The sequence below is a fragment of the Photobacterium kagoshimensis genome, from assembly GCF_050337045.1.
Taxonomy (GTDB): domain Bacteria; phylum Pseudomonadota; class Gammaproteobacteria; order Enterobacterales; family Vibrionaceae; genus Photobacterium; species Photobacterium kagoshimensis.
On sequence record NZ_JAKJSO010000016.1, the window covers coordinates 1 to 19,740 of the forward strand.

At 43.2% G+C, this 19,740-nt stretch carries 18 protein-coding genes and 1 pseudogene; 8 read left to right on the plus strand and 11 right to left on the minus strand.

Annotation, left to right across the window (positions count from 1 at the left end; genetic code table 11):
• The 3 genes and pseudogenes from L4C35_RS15235 to sstT form a co-directional block, all read left to right on the plus strand.
• Positions 1-622: pseudogene (locus L4C35_RS15235) on the plus strand (hypothetical protein); the annotation flags it as partial.
• Positions 623-627: 5 nt separating this feature from the next.
• On the plus strand, positions 628-2,355 hold the full coding sequence (locus tag L4C35_RS15240) for a BatD family protein (RefSeq protein ID WP_428463698.1): 1,728 nt from the start codon (positions 628-630) through the stop codon (positions 2,353-2,355).
• 443 nt (positions 2,356-2,798) lie between these two features.
• Positions 2,799-4,034: a serine/threonine transporter SstT gene (sstT, locus tag L4C35_RS15245; protein ID WP_428463699.1), complete on the plus strand. Its 1,236-nt coding sequence runs from the start codon at positions 2,799-2,801 to the stop codon at positions 4,032-4,034.
• Positions 4,035-4,135: 101 nt separating this feature from the next.
• Here sstT and L4C35_RS15250 read toward each other — a convergent pair whose 3' ends face one another.
• Positions 4,136-4,348: a YtxH domain-containing protein gene (locus L4C35_RS15250; RefSeq protein ID WP_428463700.1), complete on the minus strand. Its 213-nt coding sequence runs from the start codon at positions 4,346-4,348 to the stop codon at positions 4,136-4,138.
• A 1,007-nt stretch (positions 4,349-5,355) separates the two neighbouring features.
• Between L4C35_RS15250 and L4C35_RS15255 the strand changes: the two genes are divergently transcribed.
• Entirely contained in the window at positions 5,356-6,528 is a 1,173-nt protein-coding gene (locus L4C35_RS15255) for a cation:proton antiporter domain-containing protein (protein ID WP_428463701.1), read from the plus strand.
• 236 nt (positions 6,529-6,764) lie between these two features.
• Positions 6,765-7,982 carry an acyltransferase family protein gene (locus L4C35_RS15260; RefSeq protein WP_428463702.1) on the plus strand — a complete coding sequence of 406 codons (1,218 nt, stop codon included), beginning with the start codon at positions 6,765-6,767 and terminating at the stop codon, positions 7,980-7,982.
• A 254-nt stretch (positions 7,983-8,236) separates the two neighbouring features.
• Here the strand turns inward: L4C35_RS15260 and L4C35_RS15265 are convergent, their stop codons facing one another.
• Positions 8,237-9,460, minus strand: a complete 1,224-nt coding sequence (locus tag L4C35_RS15265) for an HlyD family secretion protein (RefSeq protein ID WP_428463703.1) — start codon at positions 9,458-9,460, stop codon at positions 8,237-8,239.
• On the minus strand, positions 9,453-9,827 hold the full coding sequence (locus L4C35_RS15270) for an MFS transporter (RefSeq protein WP_428463704.1): 375 nt from the start codon (positions 9,825-9,827) through the stop codon (positions 9,453-9,455). The genes L4C35_RS15265 and L4C35_RS15270 overlap by 8 nt, the downstream gene beginning before the upstream one ends.
• A 149-nt stretch (positions 9,828-9,976) precedes the next feature.
• Here L4C35_RS15270 and L4C35_RS15275 point away from each other — a divergent pair, with 149 nt between their 5' ends.
• Entirely contained in the window at positions 9,977-11,023 is a 1,047-nt protein-coding gene (locus L4C35_RS15275; protein ID WP_428463705.1) for an AraC family transcriptional regulator, read from the plus strand.
• 109 nt (positions 11,024-11,132) lie between these two features.
• On the opposite strand, the gene L4C35_RS15280 is transcribed toward L4C35_RS15275, so the two are convergent.
• Entirely contained in the window at positions 11,133-11,612 is a 480-nt protein-coding gene (locus tag L4C35_RS15280) for a hypothetical protein (RefSeq protein ID WP_428463706.1), read from the minus strand.
• A 195-nt stretch (positions 11,613-11,807) separates the two neighbouring features.
• Entirely contained in the window at positions 11,808-12,143 is a 336-nt protein-coding gene (locus L4C35_RS15285; protein WP_428463707.1) for a hypothetical protein, read from the minus strand.
• A 420-nt stretch (positions 12,144-12,563) separates the two neighbouring features.
• Here L4C35_RS15285 and L4C35_RS15290 point away from each other — a divergent pair, with 420 nt between their 5' ends.
• Positions 12,564-13,607, plus strand: coding sequence for a GMP reductase (locus L4C35_RS15290; protein ID WP_428463708.1), 1,044 nt, complete (start codon positions 12,564-12,566; stop codon positions 13,605-13,607).
• 661 nt (positions 13,608-14,268) lie between these two features.
• Here the strand turns inward: L4C35_RS15290 and L4C35_RS15295 are convergent.
• From L4C35_RS15295 to L4C35_RS15305, 3 genes are all read right to left on the minus strand, one after another.
• The gene (locus L4C35_RS15295; RefSeq protein WP_428463709.1) at positions 14,269-14,655 is read right to left on the minus strand and encodes a hypothetical protein; all 387 of its coding nucleotides are present in this window, start codon (positions 14,653-14,655) and stop codon (positions 14,269-14,271) included.
• A 29-nt stretch (positions 14,656-14,684) separates the two neighbouring features.
• Complete coding sequence (locus tag L4C35_RS15300) at positions 14,685-15,155, minus strand: hypothetical protein (protein ID WP_428463710.1); 471 nt, start codon at positions 15,153-15,155, stop codon at positions 14,685-14,687.
• A 290-nt stretch (positions 15,156-15,445) separates the two neighbouring features.
• Complete coding sequence (locus tag L4C35_RS15305; protein WP_428463711.1) at positions 15,446-15,601, minus strand: hypothetical protein; 156 nt, start codon at positions 15,599-15,601, stop codon at positions 15,446-15,448.
• A gap of 66 nt (positions 15,602-15,667) precedes the next feature.
• Here L4C35_RS15305 and L4C35_RS15310 point away from each other — a divergent pair, with 66 nt between their 5' ends.
• Positions 15,668-17,353 carry an SgrR family transcriptional regulator gene (locus tag L4C35_RS15310; protein WP_428463712.1) on the plus strand — a complete coding sequence of 562 codons (1,686 nt, stop codon included), beginning with the start codon at positions 15,668-15,670 and terminating at the stop codon, positions 17,351-17,353.
• A 98-nt stretch (positions 17,354-17,451) separates the two neighbouring features.
• Here L4C35_RS15310 and L4C35_RS15315 read toward each other — a convergent pair whose 3' ends face one another.
• From L4C35_RS15315 to L4C35_RS15325, 3 genes are read right to left on the minus strand one after another with little or no spacing between them, the layout of a single operon-like run.
• Positions 17,452-18,018: a DJ-1/PfpI family protein gene (locus L4C35_RS15315; RefSeq protein ID WP_428463713.1), complete on the minus strand. Its 567-nt coding sequence runs from the start codon at positions 18,016-18,018 to the stop codon at positions 17,452-17,454.
• Between the two features lie 11 nt (positions 18,019-18,029).
• The gene (locus L4C35_RS15320; protein WP_428463714.1) at positions 18,030-18,707 is read right to left on the minus strand and encodes a bifunctional 4-hydroxy-2-oxoglutarate aldolase/2-dehydro-3-deoxy-phosphogluconate aldolase; all 678 of its coding nucleotides are present in this window, start codon (positions 18,705-18,707) and stop codon (positions 18,030-18,032) included.
• Positions 18,697-19,668, minus strand: a complete 972-nt coding sequence (locus tag L4C35_RS15325) for a sugar kinase (RefSeq protein ID WP_428463852.1) — start codon at positions 19,666-19,668, stop codon at positions 18,697-18,699. Before L4C35_RS15325 ends, L4C35_RS15320 begins: the two co-directional genes overlap by 11 nt.
• Positions 19,669-19,740 lie beyond the last annotated feature (72 nt).

Consider the following 19,740-nt stretch of genomic DNA (forward strand, 5'->3'; position numbering starts at 1 on the left):
AGAATCAGCGAATCAGCAGAATCAGCAGAATCAGCAGAATCAGCAGAATCAGCAGAATCAGCAGAATCAGCAGAATCAGCAGAATCAGCAGAATCAGCAGAATCAGCAGAATCAGCAGAATCAGCAGAATCAGCAGAATCAGCAGAATCAGCAGAATCAGCAGAATCAGCAGAATCAGCAGAATCAGCAGAATCAGCAAGATGCTAATCAAAGCCAAAATAATCAACAACCCTCTTCGCCACAGTCAGAAAAACAAGAGGGTAAAGCTGATAAACCTCAACCTTCTCAAGTGAATAACGACAAGCAGCAAGCTTCTCGTGATCAAGAAGAAAATCAGCAAGAGGCGCAACAATCTAAAGAAAATGATCAATCAGAAAAATCTGACCAAGCCCAAGCCAAACAAAAGGCAAAAGCATCGCAAGAGAAGAAAAGTGATAAGTCGGATGGCAAAAACATGGATGAAAAAAATCCAACGGACAAAAACAACGCCTTGTCTGCCAGTAATCCTATTTTGAAAAAGCTCGAGCAAATTCCAGATGACACAGGTGGTTTGATCCGCGCTCAAATTATTCTACAGGCTCGCCAAAAAGAGGCGCCTGAAGCAACTGAAAACTCATGGTAAGTAGAATGAAAAATGTTAGCCAGTCGCAACATCAGGTTGCGCTTTTCTCAGGGGTAGCGTCACTCGCCCGCAGCTATGCACTACGGCTACTGCTTGGTCTATGTGCCTTATTGTCGGTATCGGTTCAAGCTGCACAAGTTGAAGCCACCGTATCGAAAAACATTGTGGCAGTGAATGAAGTCTTCCAGCTTGTTATTGCCATCGACAGCAACGTTAATCCAAATTCTTTGGATCTCTCAGCCCTAGAAGATAACTTTACCTACGGTCGACCAAGTGTCAGCAGCAATAATTCCTACACCAATGGTACGCTATCAAGCAGTACACAATGGCGTATTGCGATTGCAGCTAAAAACATAGGTCACATTACGATTCCTAGCTTTCGTATTGGCGCAACAGCCAGTGAGCCGATTGAACTACAAGTGCTCAAATCAGCTAATGCCGCGACTAGCAATGAGCCTAACATCAAGCTAAGCAGCACCTTGGATAAACCAAGCTTGTATGTCGGGGAAAGTGCGCAACTTACCGTTAGGATCTTAATTGCGGAACAACTGGATCAAGCCGCACTTGTCGCACCTGAAGCCGACGGCATCGACATTGTTCAGCAAGGAGAAGACAAACAGGCTGAGCGTATTTTGAATGGCCGCCGCTACATTGAAATTACGCGCAAATATCAACTAACGCCTTTTAAAAGCGGCGATATCATTCTAAAAGGGGCGCAATTCAAAACCAGCATAGTAAAAGGCAGCCGCGGTTTTGGCTCTACATTAAGCGTGCCTTTTGAAAAACAAGCCGATGATATTACCTTAACGGTAAAACCCAAGCCTAAAAACTACCAAGGCTTATGGCTACCCACCGCCGATTTACAATTAGAGCAAACATGGCAACCAAACTCAGTCGAAGCACGGGTTGGCGATCCAATAACACGCACCTTAACGCTGAGCATTAAAAACGTTGCACAAAGCAGCATGCCTAATTTAAACATCGACTACCCTCGCTCTGTACGAGTGTACAGCGAGAAACCGATATATAGCCAAGATAACGGCTACACGCGCATGGTTATTAAGCAAGTAATTATTCCGCGTGAAGTCGGTCCATTAGATTTACCATCTCTAACTGTTAATTGGTGGAATACTCAATCCAATCAACAACAAACCACACGTGTTGAAGGGCTAGCAATTAAGGTAAAAGAAGGCGATCTGAGTAACAATGTTCAACTGCCACTCCTCAAAACACCGGCATCACAAACAAACAGTGATACGGCTGAGGTTGTAAAAGTACAAACGGTAAAAGACGCGGGATTTTGGCCTTGGTTAACCGCTATCGTAACATCGCTGTGGCTACTGACTACAGGGTTCTGGTTAAAAGCTCGTCAGCGCAATCGGACGCATGTCTCCGCCCACCAGCAAGAGACCAAAACACACGGCTCAACGCCATCAAGCCAAGAGCAGGTATTGTCTAACTTACTCACTGCCGTTAAGGCTAACCAGCCAATCCAAGTACAATCTTACTATCAACAATGGCAGCATAGTGAATATCAAGTTAGTTATATCGAACAAGTGGCTACAGAAGTACATGCCATGATGAAAGCGCATTACAGTGCAAGCTCACACACTTGGGATAACAAAACGTTAATTTCATTATTAGAGAAAGCCAATAAGTGCAGAGCTAAAGCCTCAACCAATAACGCATTAGCATCGCTGATTCCGTCAAAAAATAGCCAGGATAGTAAGTAAATACCACGGAATAAACACATCAATAAATAGTGTAGGTGGCCACAATGAGTGGTCACTTACATCGTGATTTATTGAGATAACATGACCTCAAATTCATTCATTAGCTCTTCTGCTTTCTGCTGCATTTAAGCAGTTCCCCAAATCGGCTCCAGTTACATTTAGTTACAAGTAGCCTGCTTTTTAAACATTTTTATACACGTAAAAATGCTGTCACCCAGCCACATTTAACAATTCATCATGCAAATATACATATCAAACCGCGCCTTACCCCTTGTCATTGTTGCTTATGCCTTGTTCTCAATAATCAAAGGTAAAACATGGTTAATCACGTGTTAAATAGTAGTTTCTAAAAAGATGACTAGCAATCAGTCTTAGATCCTGTTAAAAAATGTTTCGGAAGCAAGATAAAACGCTTCGACAAATATAAAAATGCAGGATGTATTATGAGCCAAACACAACCCTTTCTCGCCCGAGTCGCCAATGGTAGTCTGGTTATCCAGATCATCGTAGGTATTGTTGCCGGTATTTTACTCGCAACTATCAGCCCAGAATCAGCAACTCAAGCAGGTTTCTTAGGTAGCCTTTTTGTTAGCGCCCTAAAAGCTGTCGCCCCCATTCTTGTCTTTATTTTGGTAGCATCATCGATTGCTAACCAGAAAAAAGGTGCACACACCAATATGAAGCCGATCATCGTGCTGTATTTATTGGGTACCTTTATGGCAGCGGTAACCGCTGTAGCAATGAGCTTCCTTTTTCCAACCACTTTGACGCTTGTTGCTGACAGTACTAACGCAACGCCACCAGAAGGCATTGCTGAAGTTATTAATACCTTACTCTTTAAGGTCGTTGATAACCCAATCAATGCGCTAATGACAGGTAACTTCATTGGTATTTTGGCATGGGCTATTGCCCTAGGTTTTGCGCTTCACCAAGCAAGCGATGCCACCAAACAAGTCTTCCATGACATGTCGAACGGCGTCACCTTAATTGTACGTTTCGTTATCCGTCTAGCGCCAATTGGTATTTTTGGTCTAGTTGCAAACACGTTTGCCGCAACAGGCTTCGCGGCATTAGCAGGTTACGCACAGCTTCTCGGTGTATTGCTTGGTTCAATGGCAATCATTGCGTTTGTTGTAAACCCAATCATTGTGTTTGTAAAAACCAAACAAAACCCTTACCCGCTCGTACTACGCTGTGTACGAGAAAGTGGTATTACCGCCTTCTTTACCCGTAGTTCTGCCGCGAACATTCCAGTGAACATGCAGCTATGTAAAGACTTAGACTTACACGAAGATACTTACTCAGTTTCTATCCCGCTAGGCGCAACGATCAACATGGGTGGTGCGGCAATTACGATCACAGTACTGACGCTGGCTGCTGTTCATACGCTTGGCGTACAAGTCGATGTTGCAACTGCACTGCTGCTTAGCCTTGTTGCTGCGATATCGGCTTGTGGTGCATCGGGCGTAGCGGGTGGTTCATTACTGCTTATCCCGCTTGCATGTAGCCTATTTGGTATCCCTAATGAGATTGCGATGCAGGTTGTTGCCGTTGGTTTCATCATTGGTGTAATCCAAGACTCAGCAGAAACTGCGTTAAACAGCTCGACAGACGTTATTTTCACTGCCGCAGCATGCCGTGCAGCCGAAGCAAAAGAAGCCTCAGCACAGACGGTATAACTTATCGTCATACGCTCTACGAAGCAGAAACAAAAACGGCAACCTCATGAGGTTGCCGTTTTTTTATATCAGTTCATCGCAAGGCGAATGACGACAGATGCTTACTTAGTAAGGTCTTTCAATTGTGAAGATAACTCGTCTGCTTTATCAGAAAGTTCATCGGCTTTGTCTGCCGCTTGATCTTTAGCATCTTCATACATGTCTTGCACTTCTTCCATCGGACGTGAATTTGTCACATCTTCGATTTGATCTTTGTATGTCACACCTAGGTAAACACCTAACCCAATAAGGGCAATGACAATATATTTAAGCATAGCGTTATCTCTTTCGTTATCTATCTCAGTTAATTATACATTCCAATTCAAGTAACAAAAGTAAATTACAGCATGTTTGCGGACGGGAAGTGACGTCTAAAAGGTAAAATAAAAGGGCCAACTAGATAGTTAGCCCTTTTCATTAGTAGATACTCTGCTAGCTACTCCTTATTAGGAAGCTAAGGTGAGCCTGTGACAGTTTTGGGGGAAACTCAGGTGTAATTATTATAGGTGTCGCTAACCCTTTTTTTGTAAAAACGGTGCAAGGTTTTCAAATAACAGGTCAATTTCTTGTTTGGTGTTGTAAGGCATCATACCGATACGGAGCAAACCATCTTGATGCCCCCCTTCTGGTGCAACCTGTGTTTCAGCGGCATCTGTGGCAATACGAATTTAAATCGTTAAACGACGATGAGAGATCGTTAACGGCTTTACCACTCAACTGAGTCAATTGAAGTGTACGTTCCAATGTTACGTTCATTAGTAGTTCCTAAACGTTCAAGCAAAGTTTATCCTTGCGATGCTTTCCACATGCCAACCACAACAGCGTTAACATATGTGCTACATTTAGGATTCATTATTTTACGGGTCTTGCCAAGTGATGTTGGTCGGTTATTTCACCTTTTCCTCTATATTTAAAACTAATGACTAACACTTCAAATTAGAGTAGTTGGATCATCCAGATTGAGCATTCCATGTCATTAAAACACAGCATTGTTAACTACGTGCTTCATTAAGTATTTGATTATTAATATTATAACCACCTAATCTCTTTTAAAACGCTGGCAAATATTCATAAACCGACAGTGAAACGCCGCTTATTCCAGATCAACAACCCGAAAGGATTTAGCGGATTAAACAAGAAGAAATGGTGAAAGCGTCTTATTCTTTAAAGAGCCCAATACATGGGAGATGTCATTATGATGCGACTTCATCAAGCAGTAGCATGGATCAACACGCATGATCTACCGCCTTTTACCCACACAAACAGTACCATTTAATCCACTATGCCAACGGATATCGCCCTCGTCATTTTTGAGCTTTGCACCATAGTGATCAGCTCTGCGATACTTGGCACCGTTTTTTTATATGCACGTCAGCCAATTATCTTGGCTTATATCGCAGCAGGAATGATCATTGGCCCATACGGGGTTGGCTGGGTTAAAAATTCTGAAAATATCAGCCAAATCGGTCATTTAGGGGTGATACTGTTACTCTTTTTATTAGGGCTGAACCTTCAACCTCGGAAACTGGTTTCGTTGTTTAAAGAGAGTGCTTTAGTCACTTTAGGCACGTGCGGCTTCTTTTTCATTTGCACGCTGATTTTCGCCCTCACCATTCAACTCGCGCTAATGGATGCCTTGATCGCAGCAGCAGCATTGATGTTTTCTAGCACTGTGATTGGCTTAAAACTGATCCCTACCACTACCCTTCACCACCAGCGCATGGGGGAAGTCATGACCAGTGTATTACTGGTACAAGATATACTGGCAATAACCGTGATTTTATTGCTCAGCATGGACAGCGAACAAACCCTATTAGCGGCTTTTGTATTGCTTATCGCAAAGGCTATTTTATTGTGTTTACTGGCATTTATGGGGGTGAAATACGTCATTTTAGCGCTATTTCGCAAATTTGATGTGATTCAAGAATACAGCTTCATCACCACCCTCGCCTGGTGTTTATTGTGGGCTGAAATTGGTCATCAAATCGGTCTATCTTATGAAAGTGGTGCCTTTATCGCCGGACTGTCGATTGCTGTTAGCAAAGTATCGCAAGCTATCGCTCAGCATTTAAAACCCCTGCGAGAATTTTTCTTAATCCTGTTTTTCTTTGCGATTGGTGCCAAAATGCAGCTGTTTACTGGCCATATTTACACCCTTTATGGTCTCGGGTTTGGGGCTTTACTCATCGTGTTAAAACAATGGGGATTTAAACAAGCTCTCGGTATCGCAAACGAAAAACCAACCATGCGAAAAGAGCTCAGTGCTCGCCTTAGCCAAGCGAGTGAGTTCTCACTGTTATTGGCTTATTCGGCCATTAATAATGGCTTACTCAGCGCAAATGGGATGATGTTCATTCAAAGTACCACCCTATGCACCTTTGTCATTTCAACCTATTGGGTTGTTAAGCACTACCCAACACCTATCTCGCTCGCGAATAAACTTCGCCAAGATTAATCGATGCTTCATTAAGGATTCTTAATCTTCGTTTTAGCTACAGTTAATCTAAATTTTTACCTCTTTCGCAAATGCTACAAGCAACATAACTCAACACAGGTAAACAGTTGGTGCATCACACTTGCAGCGACAAGCCAGTGCTATGGTTTGGCTGATATTTCATTACAGCTACTTAGCCAATCTGGGTAAATTACCTCGATAAGTTAGTATGACTGTATTCATCAAGGATGAACCACATGCAAGGTCAATTACCTTTACTGACATCAATTCGCGGTTTTGCAGCATTTTTTGTTGCCTTGTTCCATGCCCGCTTAGTCCTTTTTCCACAATGGAAAGAAGACATAGCCAACATCAGCCTGTTTCTAGAAAATGGCTATCTCTGGGTGGATATTTTCTTCATCCTCAGTGGTTTTGTTATGATGTATGCCTACCGTGACAGCTTTCAACAAGGCTGTACAATGGCGAAATGGCGGCATTTTATGTGGCTTAGGTTTAGTCGTATCTACCCACTATTTTTCACGACACTGCTATTGCTACTTGTCTGGGAAAGCGTTAAATACCTCTACGGCATTGGCTTTTATGGGGGAGAGCTACTTAACAGCTGGGGACTGGCTGGTATTCCCGCTTTTCAAGGCCCTTTCAACACCAGTGATACTCTGTTTGCTAACCTATTCTTACTGCAATCTCTCACCAGCCAAGCACTTAGTTGGAACTTCCCTGGTTGGTCGTTAAGTGTGGAATGGCTTTGCTATATGATGTTTCCGATTATTTTGGCGCTACTGTCTTTTAACGCGAAGCGCAGTAGCTGGCTACCTATTTTGGTCTTCTTCCTGCTCTATGGGCTTATTTCAACCACAGGCACAATCGATTTAACATCAGGGATCCCCGCTTTTTTACGGGGGCTATGTGGATTTTCACTTGGGGCGTGGATGTGCCTTATCCGCTTACCGCATAATATTAAGCGTTTTTTCAGCCATGACTTCACACTGTTTACTCTGGTTATTAGTTTGGGGCTGCTCTTGCACCATAAACTCGAAATAATACAAATCTTGGGGGTTTACCTGCTCTTCTCGCTGTTGGTTTTCTGCGGGGCAAACCACACACAAAGCGGCTCACTGTTTATGCGTTTATTCGATAATAAATTAACCCGATACCTCGGTGATATTTCTTACTCGGTTTACCTTTGGCACTCAGTGTTACTGCTCGTTGGTGTTGAAATAACAAACCAACTCGCCCCCAACTTCACTCTATGGTGGTATCAACAAAGCAGTATAGGAGCATTAGTTTTGGCCTTAGTGCTTTACACTGCCGTGTTACTCACCATCTCAACCGCCAGCTACCAATTACTCGAAAAACCAGCCCTTCGCCAATTGCGTTCATGGCAAATAGCAAAGTTCGCCACACACTTTAAAAAAGCCTCAAAGGTGGATAGCAATGATCTCACAACCAAGTAGCGCATAAGATCATATCGCGTCATTGCTGATAGTAATAACGGCAAGCATCAGGCAAAAAAAAGCTGTAACCCCAGCCTTAAAAGGGTTACAGCCGAACTACAGCAAAGTGATTTCTGTAGAAAAAGTGGCGACCAAGCATCGCCATTGGTTTACTCTTTGTGCTAAATGTAATGAATAACCCTTAACTGTTTATCTGTATTTTATTGTTTTTCAACTGGTTACAACCATTGATTTGTCAGGGTTACAGTTAGTTATTACATTGCCCACACATAGTATATTTGCGCTTTCATTCGAATAATAATGCCTCGAATAACATCCAAGAAGCCCATGAAAGGGATCGGTTTCTCTGCGCTTATCCAAGCCAGACCAACAGAGCCGACGGGCATGTCATACCCTTGTGGTTCATCCAACTTCAGACGTACAAAGTGGTGCTTATTCGCGACATTTGCACCTGTTATCTGGCGGACATTATCGTCACGAGCCAAAAGGCTGCCCTGTGATTCACCTGTTGCTTCAATAATTCCTTCTACTTCGGCGTTAAAGATTTTTCCGGGATAAACCGCAGAAGCAAACTCTGCGCGCTGTCCCACTTTTACGTTACGAATAGCCTGATGGTTCACACGCATCAGCACGTATTTTTCGTTGGTATACATTTGAATACGTGGCATTAAGCCAACATACTGCCCTTCACGCATAATAAAGTTGGTTAAGTAACCATCGGTCGGCGCATACACTTTGGTTTGTTCAAGGTTCCATTGTGCTTGCGCCACGTTCTCTTGCTGCGATGTCACATCTACTTCACGGCTATTCACTGTTAGCTTCGATTTATCAATGGCTAAGCGTGCTTTATTCACCGCTAACTTAGCTTTTTCTAACTGACTTTCAACGGTAATTTTCTGCGCTTTCGCCACCTGTACCGCGGTGTTCTGCTCATCCATCATGCTTTCAGTGATCGTGTGTTTTACCACTCGGTTTTGCTCACGATAGCGATCAAGCGTTGTCTGCTTCCATTTCAGATCTTGTTGCGCTGCAACTAACTTGTTTTGTGATATTTCTATGTCTTTTTTGGCAGCTTCGAAGTTCGCCTGATTAATTGCGATGTCTTCTTTTGCCATATCCAATGCCACATGCGCTGAATCTAACTTTGCTTGTGCCACGTTCAGTGCAATCGTAAAAGGTTCGTCATCAATTTCATAAATCAGCTGCCCTTTTTCCACCTGTTGGTTTGGACGAACATGAATAGCCGTAACTTTACCTTTAATTTGCGTGGTGGATGGACGCAACTGCACATGAGGAGATTGCACTAACGACCCGCCCGATAAATCCATTGGCGCAAACGTAATTAAACCAACCCAAACAAACAGCAACCAGCCAGACCCCCCTAAGTAGGCAAAACTCTTGGTGAATTTATTCCACGGCATGCCCACCATACGCAGCAGGTAAATGAACAGCGCCCATACAGCTAAACCTTCAAGCATGCTCAGTCTCCTGCTTTGGCGTCGACATTACAGCTTCAGTTTTTTCCACCGATGCTACAGGCTGTTGTGATGGCGTGTCTCCTTTCCAAATATCTCGAATTCGTCGAAGCGCTTGCTCACCATCAACAAAAGCGATAACAACGGCAATCACCCACACCCAATGCCACACAAAACCAATCCAGGTTAAGGCGGTAATTAATCCAAGTTGATGATGTTCTTTACTGTGCGCTTTCTGAATAGGTAATTCATGAAGTCGCCAAAATCCAAATCCCGCCGCAGCGATTGTGCCAATCAACACAACGCTCGCAATGACATGTAGTGCGGTATCTACCCCACTATCAACAAAAGGCATACTAAAAAGGCTCATTAACATTCTCCGATTTATCGGTTTATTTTTTTGTTGCAGAGAGTGTCATCTAAAATGTGAGGTTTGCATTAATTTAGGGTAGATCGAATTAAATACCATTAATTTTTGATACAATTAACCCACCGCTTTTGCTTGAGAGTACCGTTAGCATGTTTGATTTAAGCTTTATTCGTATCACTTACTTACAGATTGTCTTAAATGCAGTAAAAAAACATTACGGTATTACGACTCAGCAAATTGGTATTCCAGAGAGCCTCATGAGCGAACCTATGGCCTTGGTACCGTTCAATGACTTTATGGCATGGCTAGAGAAAATTGCGCAGCTTACAGGTGACCCTGCATTTATACTGACCATTGCGCCAGATCTCTGCTTTAGTCAAATGGGAAGTTTAGGGGAATGGTATTTATCCAGCCCTGACTTGGCACTCGCTGTCAGACGGATCAACTACGGCGTATCGTGCCTTCACTCAGGAGCGACGTACCACGGTGAGCAATCGGGTAAAATCATGAAATGGAGTTATGATTCACCTTATGCTCGCCAACAAGCACGATGCTTAGACAGCTTACGAGTAGCGACCATGATGATCAAAGCGCTACGCCACTATATGGGTAACAGCTACGCACCTCTTAAAGTGCAAATTAGCAGTGCCCTTACTGGAAATAATCCACTTCACCGCCAACAAGCAGAAAAGTGGTTTGGCTGTGCGATTGAATGGAATGCACCTATGACCAAGGTATGGATTGATCTCTCAATCCTACGCCATGGTAGCGAACGGGCTTTTTCGATCAGTCGACCTATGGTGGTTTCCAACCTACAACTGGATGATATGCTCAACATACCGCAACCCAACGATAGCGCTAAAGTCATGTTCGAGTTAGTCAACTACTCACGGCGCTACGGCGTACCGAATATAGAGTTTGTGGCTGAAAAGCTCGGGTTTTCCAAACAGCAACTACAACGACGCCTCCACCATTTTGGTTGGACGTTTAGTAATATCACCCAATATGTGATTTGTAATCTTGCGATTCAGTACATGCAAGCAGACAAGCCAATAGAAGAAATAAGCCAACTGTTAGGCTATACCCACCCACAGAGCTTTACTAAAGCATTTCAGCGTCAGCGCGGTTTGACACCTAAGCAGTATCAACAACGATTGCTAGAACGCAGCCGTGAAACCATATCCCTGAATTTATAGCTGAAAACAAAAAACGGTCGCGACACCTTTTCAATCTGTACATCACGAAAGAATGTACCAGTTGATCACTAGGTGTCGCGACCGTTTTTAGTCATGAGTTAGCTTGGTGCTAGCTCGCTTGTTGCTTGCAGGCCATAGTGAAATGGTGATCGGGCGTAATGTGATACCACATTTCAAAATTGGCTTTGTTACTGCTTACAAACGTTGGCTTAAAGAAAATACGATACCCCGTCAGATCACGACGTTGTTCGGCATTGAAAGGATCAATATTGAGCGGATCAGCAATGATCTCTCGGCTCAATTTTACAGGCTTTAACACATAGTCATCGCCCTTTTTTGTAAAGCGGTAATCTACGAATAAATTATATTCTAGCTGCGTTTTACGTTGCTTTTTATATTGGATCCACTCTTGCGATTTCACCATCCCCTGCTCAGAAAAATCATAAATAACCCAGCTTTTTTCATTTTCTGTGTTTGCTTCTGATGATTGGCATTGCCATTTACCGTCTAACCTTGGCAAGGTCGCCGCACTAACAGAAGCAATACTTCCGACCAACAGCAAGGCTGTGCCCCATATTTTCATCGACATAGGCAATCCTTTTTATAAGGGCTTTTTCTTTACCTTAGCCTATTTAATGTAAATAACTCAAATAGATAATGCCTGTGTGCTGCAAATCACTTAAAAATAACAATCAATTTGAATAAATATTTCGCCAAACACAAAGCATAAAAAAGGCACTATGCAGTGCCTCTCTTATTTATTTTATAAGCATTATTTTGCCGCTTATTCCGATTTGATCAAATCACCGCTGGCGACTTTTTCTAATATGGTCGATATAGGCACAATAGGCCCCATCATATTTACGCGGATCGGCGCATTGCCACCACCAAAGTGCAGATCTGAAGTCTCACCCGTGGAATAGTTATAGCGATAATTGAACTTATCTGTCGCAAGGTGCAACAAATCCACCTCTTTACGATGGCACGAAATATACGCACGCCAATACATCGCCTCTAATACTTCATGTGGTGTTTGAGCACGAATAATAAATCGCCAACCACTGTCTTCTCCGTAAAAGTCTAACGGAAATATTTTCTTTATTTTTCTTCTACTTAGCAATGTTTAGCCTAAACCCAACTGTACGTCATCACTGAAAAACAAACCAATAATAATCACGACAAGCAATGATCATTAAGCATGCATTCAAAATTTAAATGGCGATAATTCATCGATCTTTATATAGCAAAGATTATGCAATAATTTGGAAATAATGGAAGGTAATCAGCAAGAATTTCGATTGTTTTGACAAGAATCGTACGAAGAAAAGAGGATTTCTGTAGATTTAATCTTTGTAAAGGTATCACAAAAAAAACACAATTATCAGGCTTGTTAATAATTTTTATCGCCCTATAATGCTGAAAACCGGAGCGTCTGCCAACGCTCCGGTTTTTTTGTGCCTGCTCGTCAGATATCTATCTGTTGTCTGCCAACGACAGAAAGATTGAGAGCAAAATTCGATTTACATTGAAGGAAATTACCATGCGTATCGAACAAGACTTGAAGTTAGGTTTTAAAGATGTACTGTTTCGTCCAAAACGCTCAACCCTAAAAAGCCGTTCTCAAGTTGAATTAACCCGCGAGTTTACATTCAAGCATAGCGGTCGTCAATGGTCAGGCGTGCCAATTATTGCTGCTAACATGGATTCAGTGGGTAGCTTCGAAATGGCGGCCTCTCTTGCTAGCCACAATGTAATGACAGCTATTCACAAGCACTACACCGTTGAAGACTGGGCTGGCTTTGTGAAAAACAACGACGCATCTGTCCTTAACAACGCAATGGTGTCTACAGGTACATCGGATAACGACTTCCAAAAAACCAAAGACATCATGGCCCTTTCAGACGACCTTATCTTCATCTGTATTGATATCGCGAACGGTTACTCAGAGCATTTAGTTGAGTACGTACAACGCGTACGTGCTGAATTCCCAGACAAGGTCATCAGTGCAGGTAACGTGGTTACTGGCGACATGGTTGAAGAACTTATCCTAGCGGGTGCCGACATTGTTAAAGTAGGTATCGGCCCAGGTTCTGTATGTACAACACGCGTTAAAACAGGTGTGGGTTACCCTCAGCTTTCTGCAATCATTGAATGTGCAGATGCTGCGCACGGCCTTGGTGGTCGCATCATTGGTGATGGCGGCTGTTCATGTGCGGGTGATGTATCTAAAGCATTCGGCGGCGGTGCAGACTTCGTCATGCTTGGCGGTATGCTAGCAGGTCACGAAGAAAGTAACGGTGAAATCATCGAGCAAGATGGCAAAACCTTCATGAAATTCTACGGCATGTCTTCACAAAGCGCGATGGACAAGCACTCAGGCGGCGTTGCAAAATACCGCGCAGCTGAAGGTAAAACCGTACTATTGCCTTACCGTGGCCCAGTTGAAACAACTATCCAAGACATCATGGGTGGCGTACGTTCTACTTGTACTTACGTAGGTGCAGCGCAGCTTAAAGAGCTAACAAAAAGAACGACTTTCATCCGCGTTCAAGAGCAAGAAAACAACGTGTTTGGTAAAGAGTAAGCACTCACAACACATCTGATTTTTTTTGTAAAAACAACCCTATATTGGTTGCTAAAACGTAAAATGAATACCTACTAGGCCGCTTTTTAGCGGCCTTTTTTGTGCGACTAATCATAAATTTAGTTTAATCACCAAATAGTAAATGGCTTGCTGGCGGTAACGTTACTCACCGCGACTAATTTGGTAAGCTATGGTTAACTAAGCAATACATGTAGGAGTCGAGATGAACTACTTTGCAGAGGACCCCTTCTAGGTAATGTAAACCTGGAGGGTAAATGAAAAAGTTAAAACAACAATATCGAAGTCGTATTAAACGCTATCATCGATGTAGTTACAGTTGGGATGTCTACCCAAGCGTACGCAGTAGTATTCACAAACACTTTTCAACGAAACAAGAAAAAAGTTATTTCTTTCTTCATGAAATCGAGTGTAAAGAATATCCAGTCAAACTAAGGGCTTCTAGGGGTAGAGCACTAGCTAACCCATGGGATGATTATCCATCTTATGTATATGACCTCGCAAAGTGTTGGAAGCATAACTCCAAACGGCGTTGCCAGTACTATAAATAAATTGAATCATCATCAAGCTCCGCTATTGCGGGGCTTTTTATTTGTAATACCTTCCATCTACTTAGTCTCTTTGACCTTGATAGCCATTATTTTCACTCAATAGTTTCAAAGTAGAACTTGTACTCTCGAACACCGTCTATATGAACGCCCTTTTCTCTCAACTCAAGGTACTGTTGGATCTTAACTGTTCTGAAATCCATCGCCTTCAGCGCAAGGATTATTCGTAGTTCATCCATTGGCCGTGACTTGGCAGCAGTACTACAAGTGCTACAAACAACATGCGTCTTTTCCTTAAAACCCGTCTTATTAAGCCAGTTAAGCTCTTTGGGTTCTTTTCGGTTACCACAAAAATAGCAGCAGTGATCTTGCTTTAAGGCAGCCTGCTCCCTTAACGCTTTAGGGCTTGGTGATTTAATGGACGAAGTAGTGTTGGCTTTCTTACTACCACTGAACATAGAGAACTGAACGACATTAGACATTTGGATTGCTCTTACTCATCAAGGGGGATCTAATCCCTATTCCATGGATAAATCTTTTCTGAAGTGTGCTTTTGAAAGAACTCATAATTATGCTGCATGAAGTCATCTTTTTTAAGCGCTTTAGGGTTCCACTGCTTGAGATCTAACTCAAAGTCGAAATCAGGCGTGGTGAGCTGTAGCTGACTAAACTTACGTTTCGCTATTCTATAAACCACCGTATTCGGTTCATGGCAATCAAACACGATCTGTTGGTTTGGTTCATTGTTCACGCTCAGCATCCCTTGATAAGGTGATAAAGCGCTACATGGTGTTTCTTTGATGAATGTAAAAAGAAAATCACCGTCGTAAGTGGTATTTAGGTAGATAGCTAATTGACGTTCAACATCCACTTGGCGAAACACTAACTGCTTTGTATGTGGGGTTCGGGCGCTTTGCATTGCTGTAGGATCAGGGCTAATCAGTTGGCTGTTTATCCATAACCAACCCATATCGTTTCTCATATAGGTTAATGCTCGATATGTTTGGTAACCGAAATAACTAAATATCAAGAGCCCTATCACGCTAAGCGCCAGCAAAAATTTCAACAACTTTGCCATTTACTCAGCCTCGGCCCGAACACAGTCTTCATTTAAACCCACCAAGTTCCCCATATCTTTACCTCGCGCTATGCTTTGCCTTTTCATCTGAAAAGTTAACTCTCATTTTAAAATGATACTTTATAACACAGTTTGAGTCTTTAGCACTTGGTGTCAACTGTTTACCTCTTGCTCCTTAGCATCAAGTTTGAAGTCTAATACAGCAGCGCCAATACAACACCAACCACAAAGATCACCAAGTATAAGCCCATGCGATTGTGGCTTTTATGAGCCGTGGTTGGTCTGCTCTCTGGTTCAACTAACAATTGCTGCGCATTCAAGGTATGAAGGGTATAGCTTAATGGATTCATGATTTTTTCCTGTACTCACATTTTGTTGTGGTTATTATTAGTCAAAAAACAGGAAGTAATAATGATATGGTAGGAAACCAGAGTTCACCTTTTATTAATCAAGTTCATTTGCAGCGACTCAAACAACTGTGCGAGCACTACGAACTACATCAAGCCACCAAAACAGACATCCCTACCCTGTCTGAGCAACTAAACTGTTCTGATCGAAACATTGCTAAGCTGGTTAAAACACTGGCGAACATTGGATGGCTATCTTGGCAACCCGGTCGAGGCCGTGGCAATAAATCGGAAATCACGCTCCACACTAGCTTTGAATCAGCCCTAATGCTGTTACTTGAACAACATTGCCACAAAGGGCAACTGAGTGAAGCCTCTCGCTATGCGGAGTCTTTCGGGTTCAGTGAAATTTTTAGGAAGCGCTTGCCTCACTGGTTGTCTGTCGCGCAGGAAAACCTAAAAGCAAAGAATAGCCTGATCACGCTGGTACCATACACAGTGCCAAATATGCATCCACTTTGGTCCTATCGTGCAGCATCTCGGCTTTATATTGATGCAATGTACGACACGTTACTAAAATATGATCGCGAAACGAAAAGTATCCGCCCTCATATCGCGCATTATTATGAATTTAGAGATAATGAACTCTGGCTCCGTCTTCGTTCTGATGTGCTTTTCCATAACGGCGAAAAACTAACAGCCGAACACGTTGCTACTTGCCTAACAGATAGAATGACTAAACCTCATACCTATCAGAACCTTTATCGACATATCCTCAATGTTCGAACTGAGGGAGCGTGGGTAATATTAACCATGACCCACAAACAGCCGCTAATACTTCATATCCTTGCCGATAATAACGCATCGATTTATCGAGAAACGAGCGAGCGTACTATCCCTTATGGTACTGGGCCTTTCATGCTCGAGTCGCACAACAAACATCAATGGGTATTGGCCAAATTCCCAGACTATTTCTCGTATGGCGGCTTTATCGATAAAGCTGAATTTTGGACTAGTGATACTTCAGAAACCAAAATCCAAGGCCATATTGTCCATCATGGTTATTCATCTAATGGCTTCACTGCTTGCGACCAAGTTGCGCTCCAAACAGGCTGTGACATCATCGCCTTTCCAAACAGTGAACAATCACTTTCGATGGACGAAAAAGCATGGATTTTCCACCATGCAAGAGAGTTCTGCCACCAAGTAACCAATAAGATCTTACCTGTCGCTAACTCTGTTGTTGGTTACCACCAGCATCAAGGTGTCTACCTTTATCACCATAAAATGAAGCAACCAACACAAGTGATCCGAGTATTGGCTGCTCACTCCAATAAATATCGCATTCAATTACTCAAGTACCTCGAAAGCAAAGGGGCTAAATTTGAAATATGCTCAGATGATGAAACTGAGCATACTAAGTTTGACATGACAGTCGGCGGATATGTTTTTTCAGACGATGATATGTTTGGTTACTTTAAATGGCTTATCTGTAGTTCGGTATTTAAATACTGCCTATCGCCACAGCAGCAAGAGGCCTTTATCAATATTGTCGATAAGCTCTTACTCTCCAGTGATAGTGAAATGAATTATTTAAATCAACTTCACCGTTGTGAAGACTGGCTTATTCAACATGGTATCTTCTTCCCTTTATGGCGAGACTCTCTCAGTTATAACTTTGATAAATCACTGCAAGGTGCAGAAACAGACAGCGCAGGCACAGTGTCGCTAAGAAAGTTGTGGTTTGAGGATTAACGCAGTTAGCCGCTTAACAAAAGAAAAGAGGTATATTTTCATATACCTCTTTGATCTTATTTCTCTCCCGTCAGTTCTGCTGACAGATCTAATAGTATTTACCAGTGCTCAAAGTAAATATGGCTCGCTTGCCAATCGACTTTTTGCGGATCGTCGGTGAGCAGTGCTTTTGCCACAGTGAAAGCAAATTCGAAGCTAACCCCTAAGCCTTTACCACTGATAAATTTGCCGTCGATCACCACTTTTTGATCGACAAAATTGCCATCAGCAAACTTCTTCTCAAGGCCACCACCTGTGGTGTAATTACGCCCTTGTAACAAGTTATTCGCCGCTAACACTTTAGCGCCTGATGAGCATAAGGCGCAGATGTATTTGTCGGCCTCAATATGCTGCAGCAAAAACTCAACCACCATAGGGTTAGCCGATAAGTTATCCGTTCCTTTCGGGCCGCCAGGCATCATCACGGCATCGTAAGTTTGATGGCATTTATTGGCTAATGTGTCATCGGCACTGATCCGCGTTTCAAAATAACTTTGCAGCGTGGTGGTTTCCATGCACGACAGCACATCCACCTTAATATCTAAACGACGCATAATGTCGATAAAAACAACCGCTTCACCTTCTTCAAAGCCGTCTGCCAACAGTACCGCTACTTGTTTTTCCATCTTGTTCGCTCCTATTCGCTTTGGCTGTGATTTTGGCTTTGGCTGTGACTTAAGTTTTGACCGAGCAGCGCGCACGTTTCACGTACATTATTTGCAATCGTCGGCCAATCATTGGCGCGAATGGCGGCGGTTGGCGCTATCCAAGTACCACCACACGTAAAGACTTGGGGAATAGCCAAGTACTCCATTAAATTGGCAGGCTTAACACCGCCTGTCGGCATTAACTGGATATTACCGTACGGGCCAGTTAGCGATTTCAGCATGCTGATCCCACCCGATGCTTCGGCAGGAAAAAACTTCATGGCTTGAATGCCCATCTCCAAGGCCTGTTCCACTTGGCTCGGATTATTAACGCCAGGAATAATTTTGATGCCCTTTTCTAGACAATGCTTAACGGTATTGGGATTAAAGCCAGGACTCACCACAAAATCAGCACCTGCTGCCATTGCCGCATCAGCCTGTTCACCCGTTAATATGGTGCCAGCGCACAAGGTGATCTCAGGGTAAGCAGCACGAATTTGCGCGATAGCATCAGCGGCGGCTTCGGTACGAAACGTAATTTCAGCCGCAGGTAAGCCATTTTCCACCAGCACTTTCGCCAAAGGGACTGCATCTTTCGCATCTTCGATTTGAATAACCGGCATCACACGCAGCGCACGTAACGCATCTATCCATGTATTAGTTTTCATTTACTTCACTCATCGCTGTCGTTATATGATTAATTTGGTTAGAGGGCACAATCGCGCCTTTGCATTGAATCACTTGGGCGGCTAATGCATTGCCCCAATAACACGATTCCGCCATAGACATGCCATGACACCACGCCGCTAAATAAGCGCCATTAAAGGAATCACCTGCCGCTGTGGTATCAACAACTAGGTCAACTTTCTGACCCGCCACAACGCCTCGTTCTTGGTGACAAGACCACATCGCACCGTCAGCACCCAGCTTCACCACCACTTGGTTAATCCCCAAGCGGTGGAGGCGATCGGCAATCTGCTCTGGTGGCGTATTGTCTTGATCAAGCAGTAAGTCTTCATCATCTGCTGTCACCAGCGCGATATCGCTGAGTTGATAAAGACGGTCTAGCCACTTACGCGCATCACTGGCATTCGGCCATAAACGCGGACGATAATTCGAGTCCACGGCAATTTTCACGTTATGTTGTTTTAACGAAGCCAAAGCGTGCAGCAGCGCCGTTTTACCTTCATCAGGTAAAATCGCCAATGAGATCCCAGACAAATAAACCAAATCAACCGATTTAAGTTGTTCAATTACATTATTAAATTGCGCGTGTTCACAAAGGTACTTAGCGGCAGAATCGTTACGCCAGTAATGAAAACTACGCTCACCAAAATCATCAATTTGAATGGCATAAAGCCCCGGCAGCTTGCCTTCCATCGTCAGTACCAGAGAAGTATCAATGCCTTCTTGCTGCCACATAGCTCGCATGTTTTGGCTGTAGCAATCACAACCTAAGCCTGTGACGTAATAAGGTGTTAGCCCAGAGCAAAGGCGGGAAAGATAAACGGCAGTATTGAGCGTATCGCCACCATAGCTTTGCATTTGACTCTCAAAAGGCTTACCACTGAGTTCAATCATGCATTCGCCAATAATGGCAACTTTCTTTTGGGAAGTGGGTTGTCGCATCTTCATCATTTATTGACCTAACGAATCAGATTAAAAAAAGGGCTATGGTATTAGCGATGGGGGGAACACCAA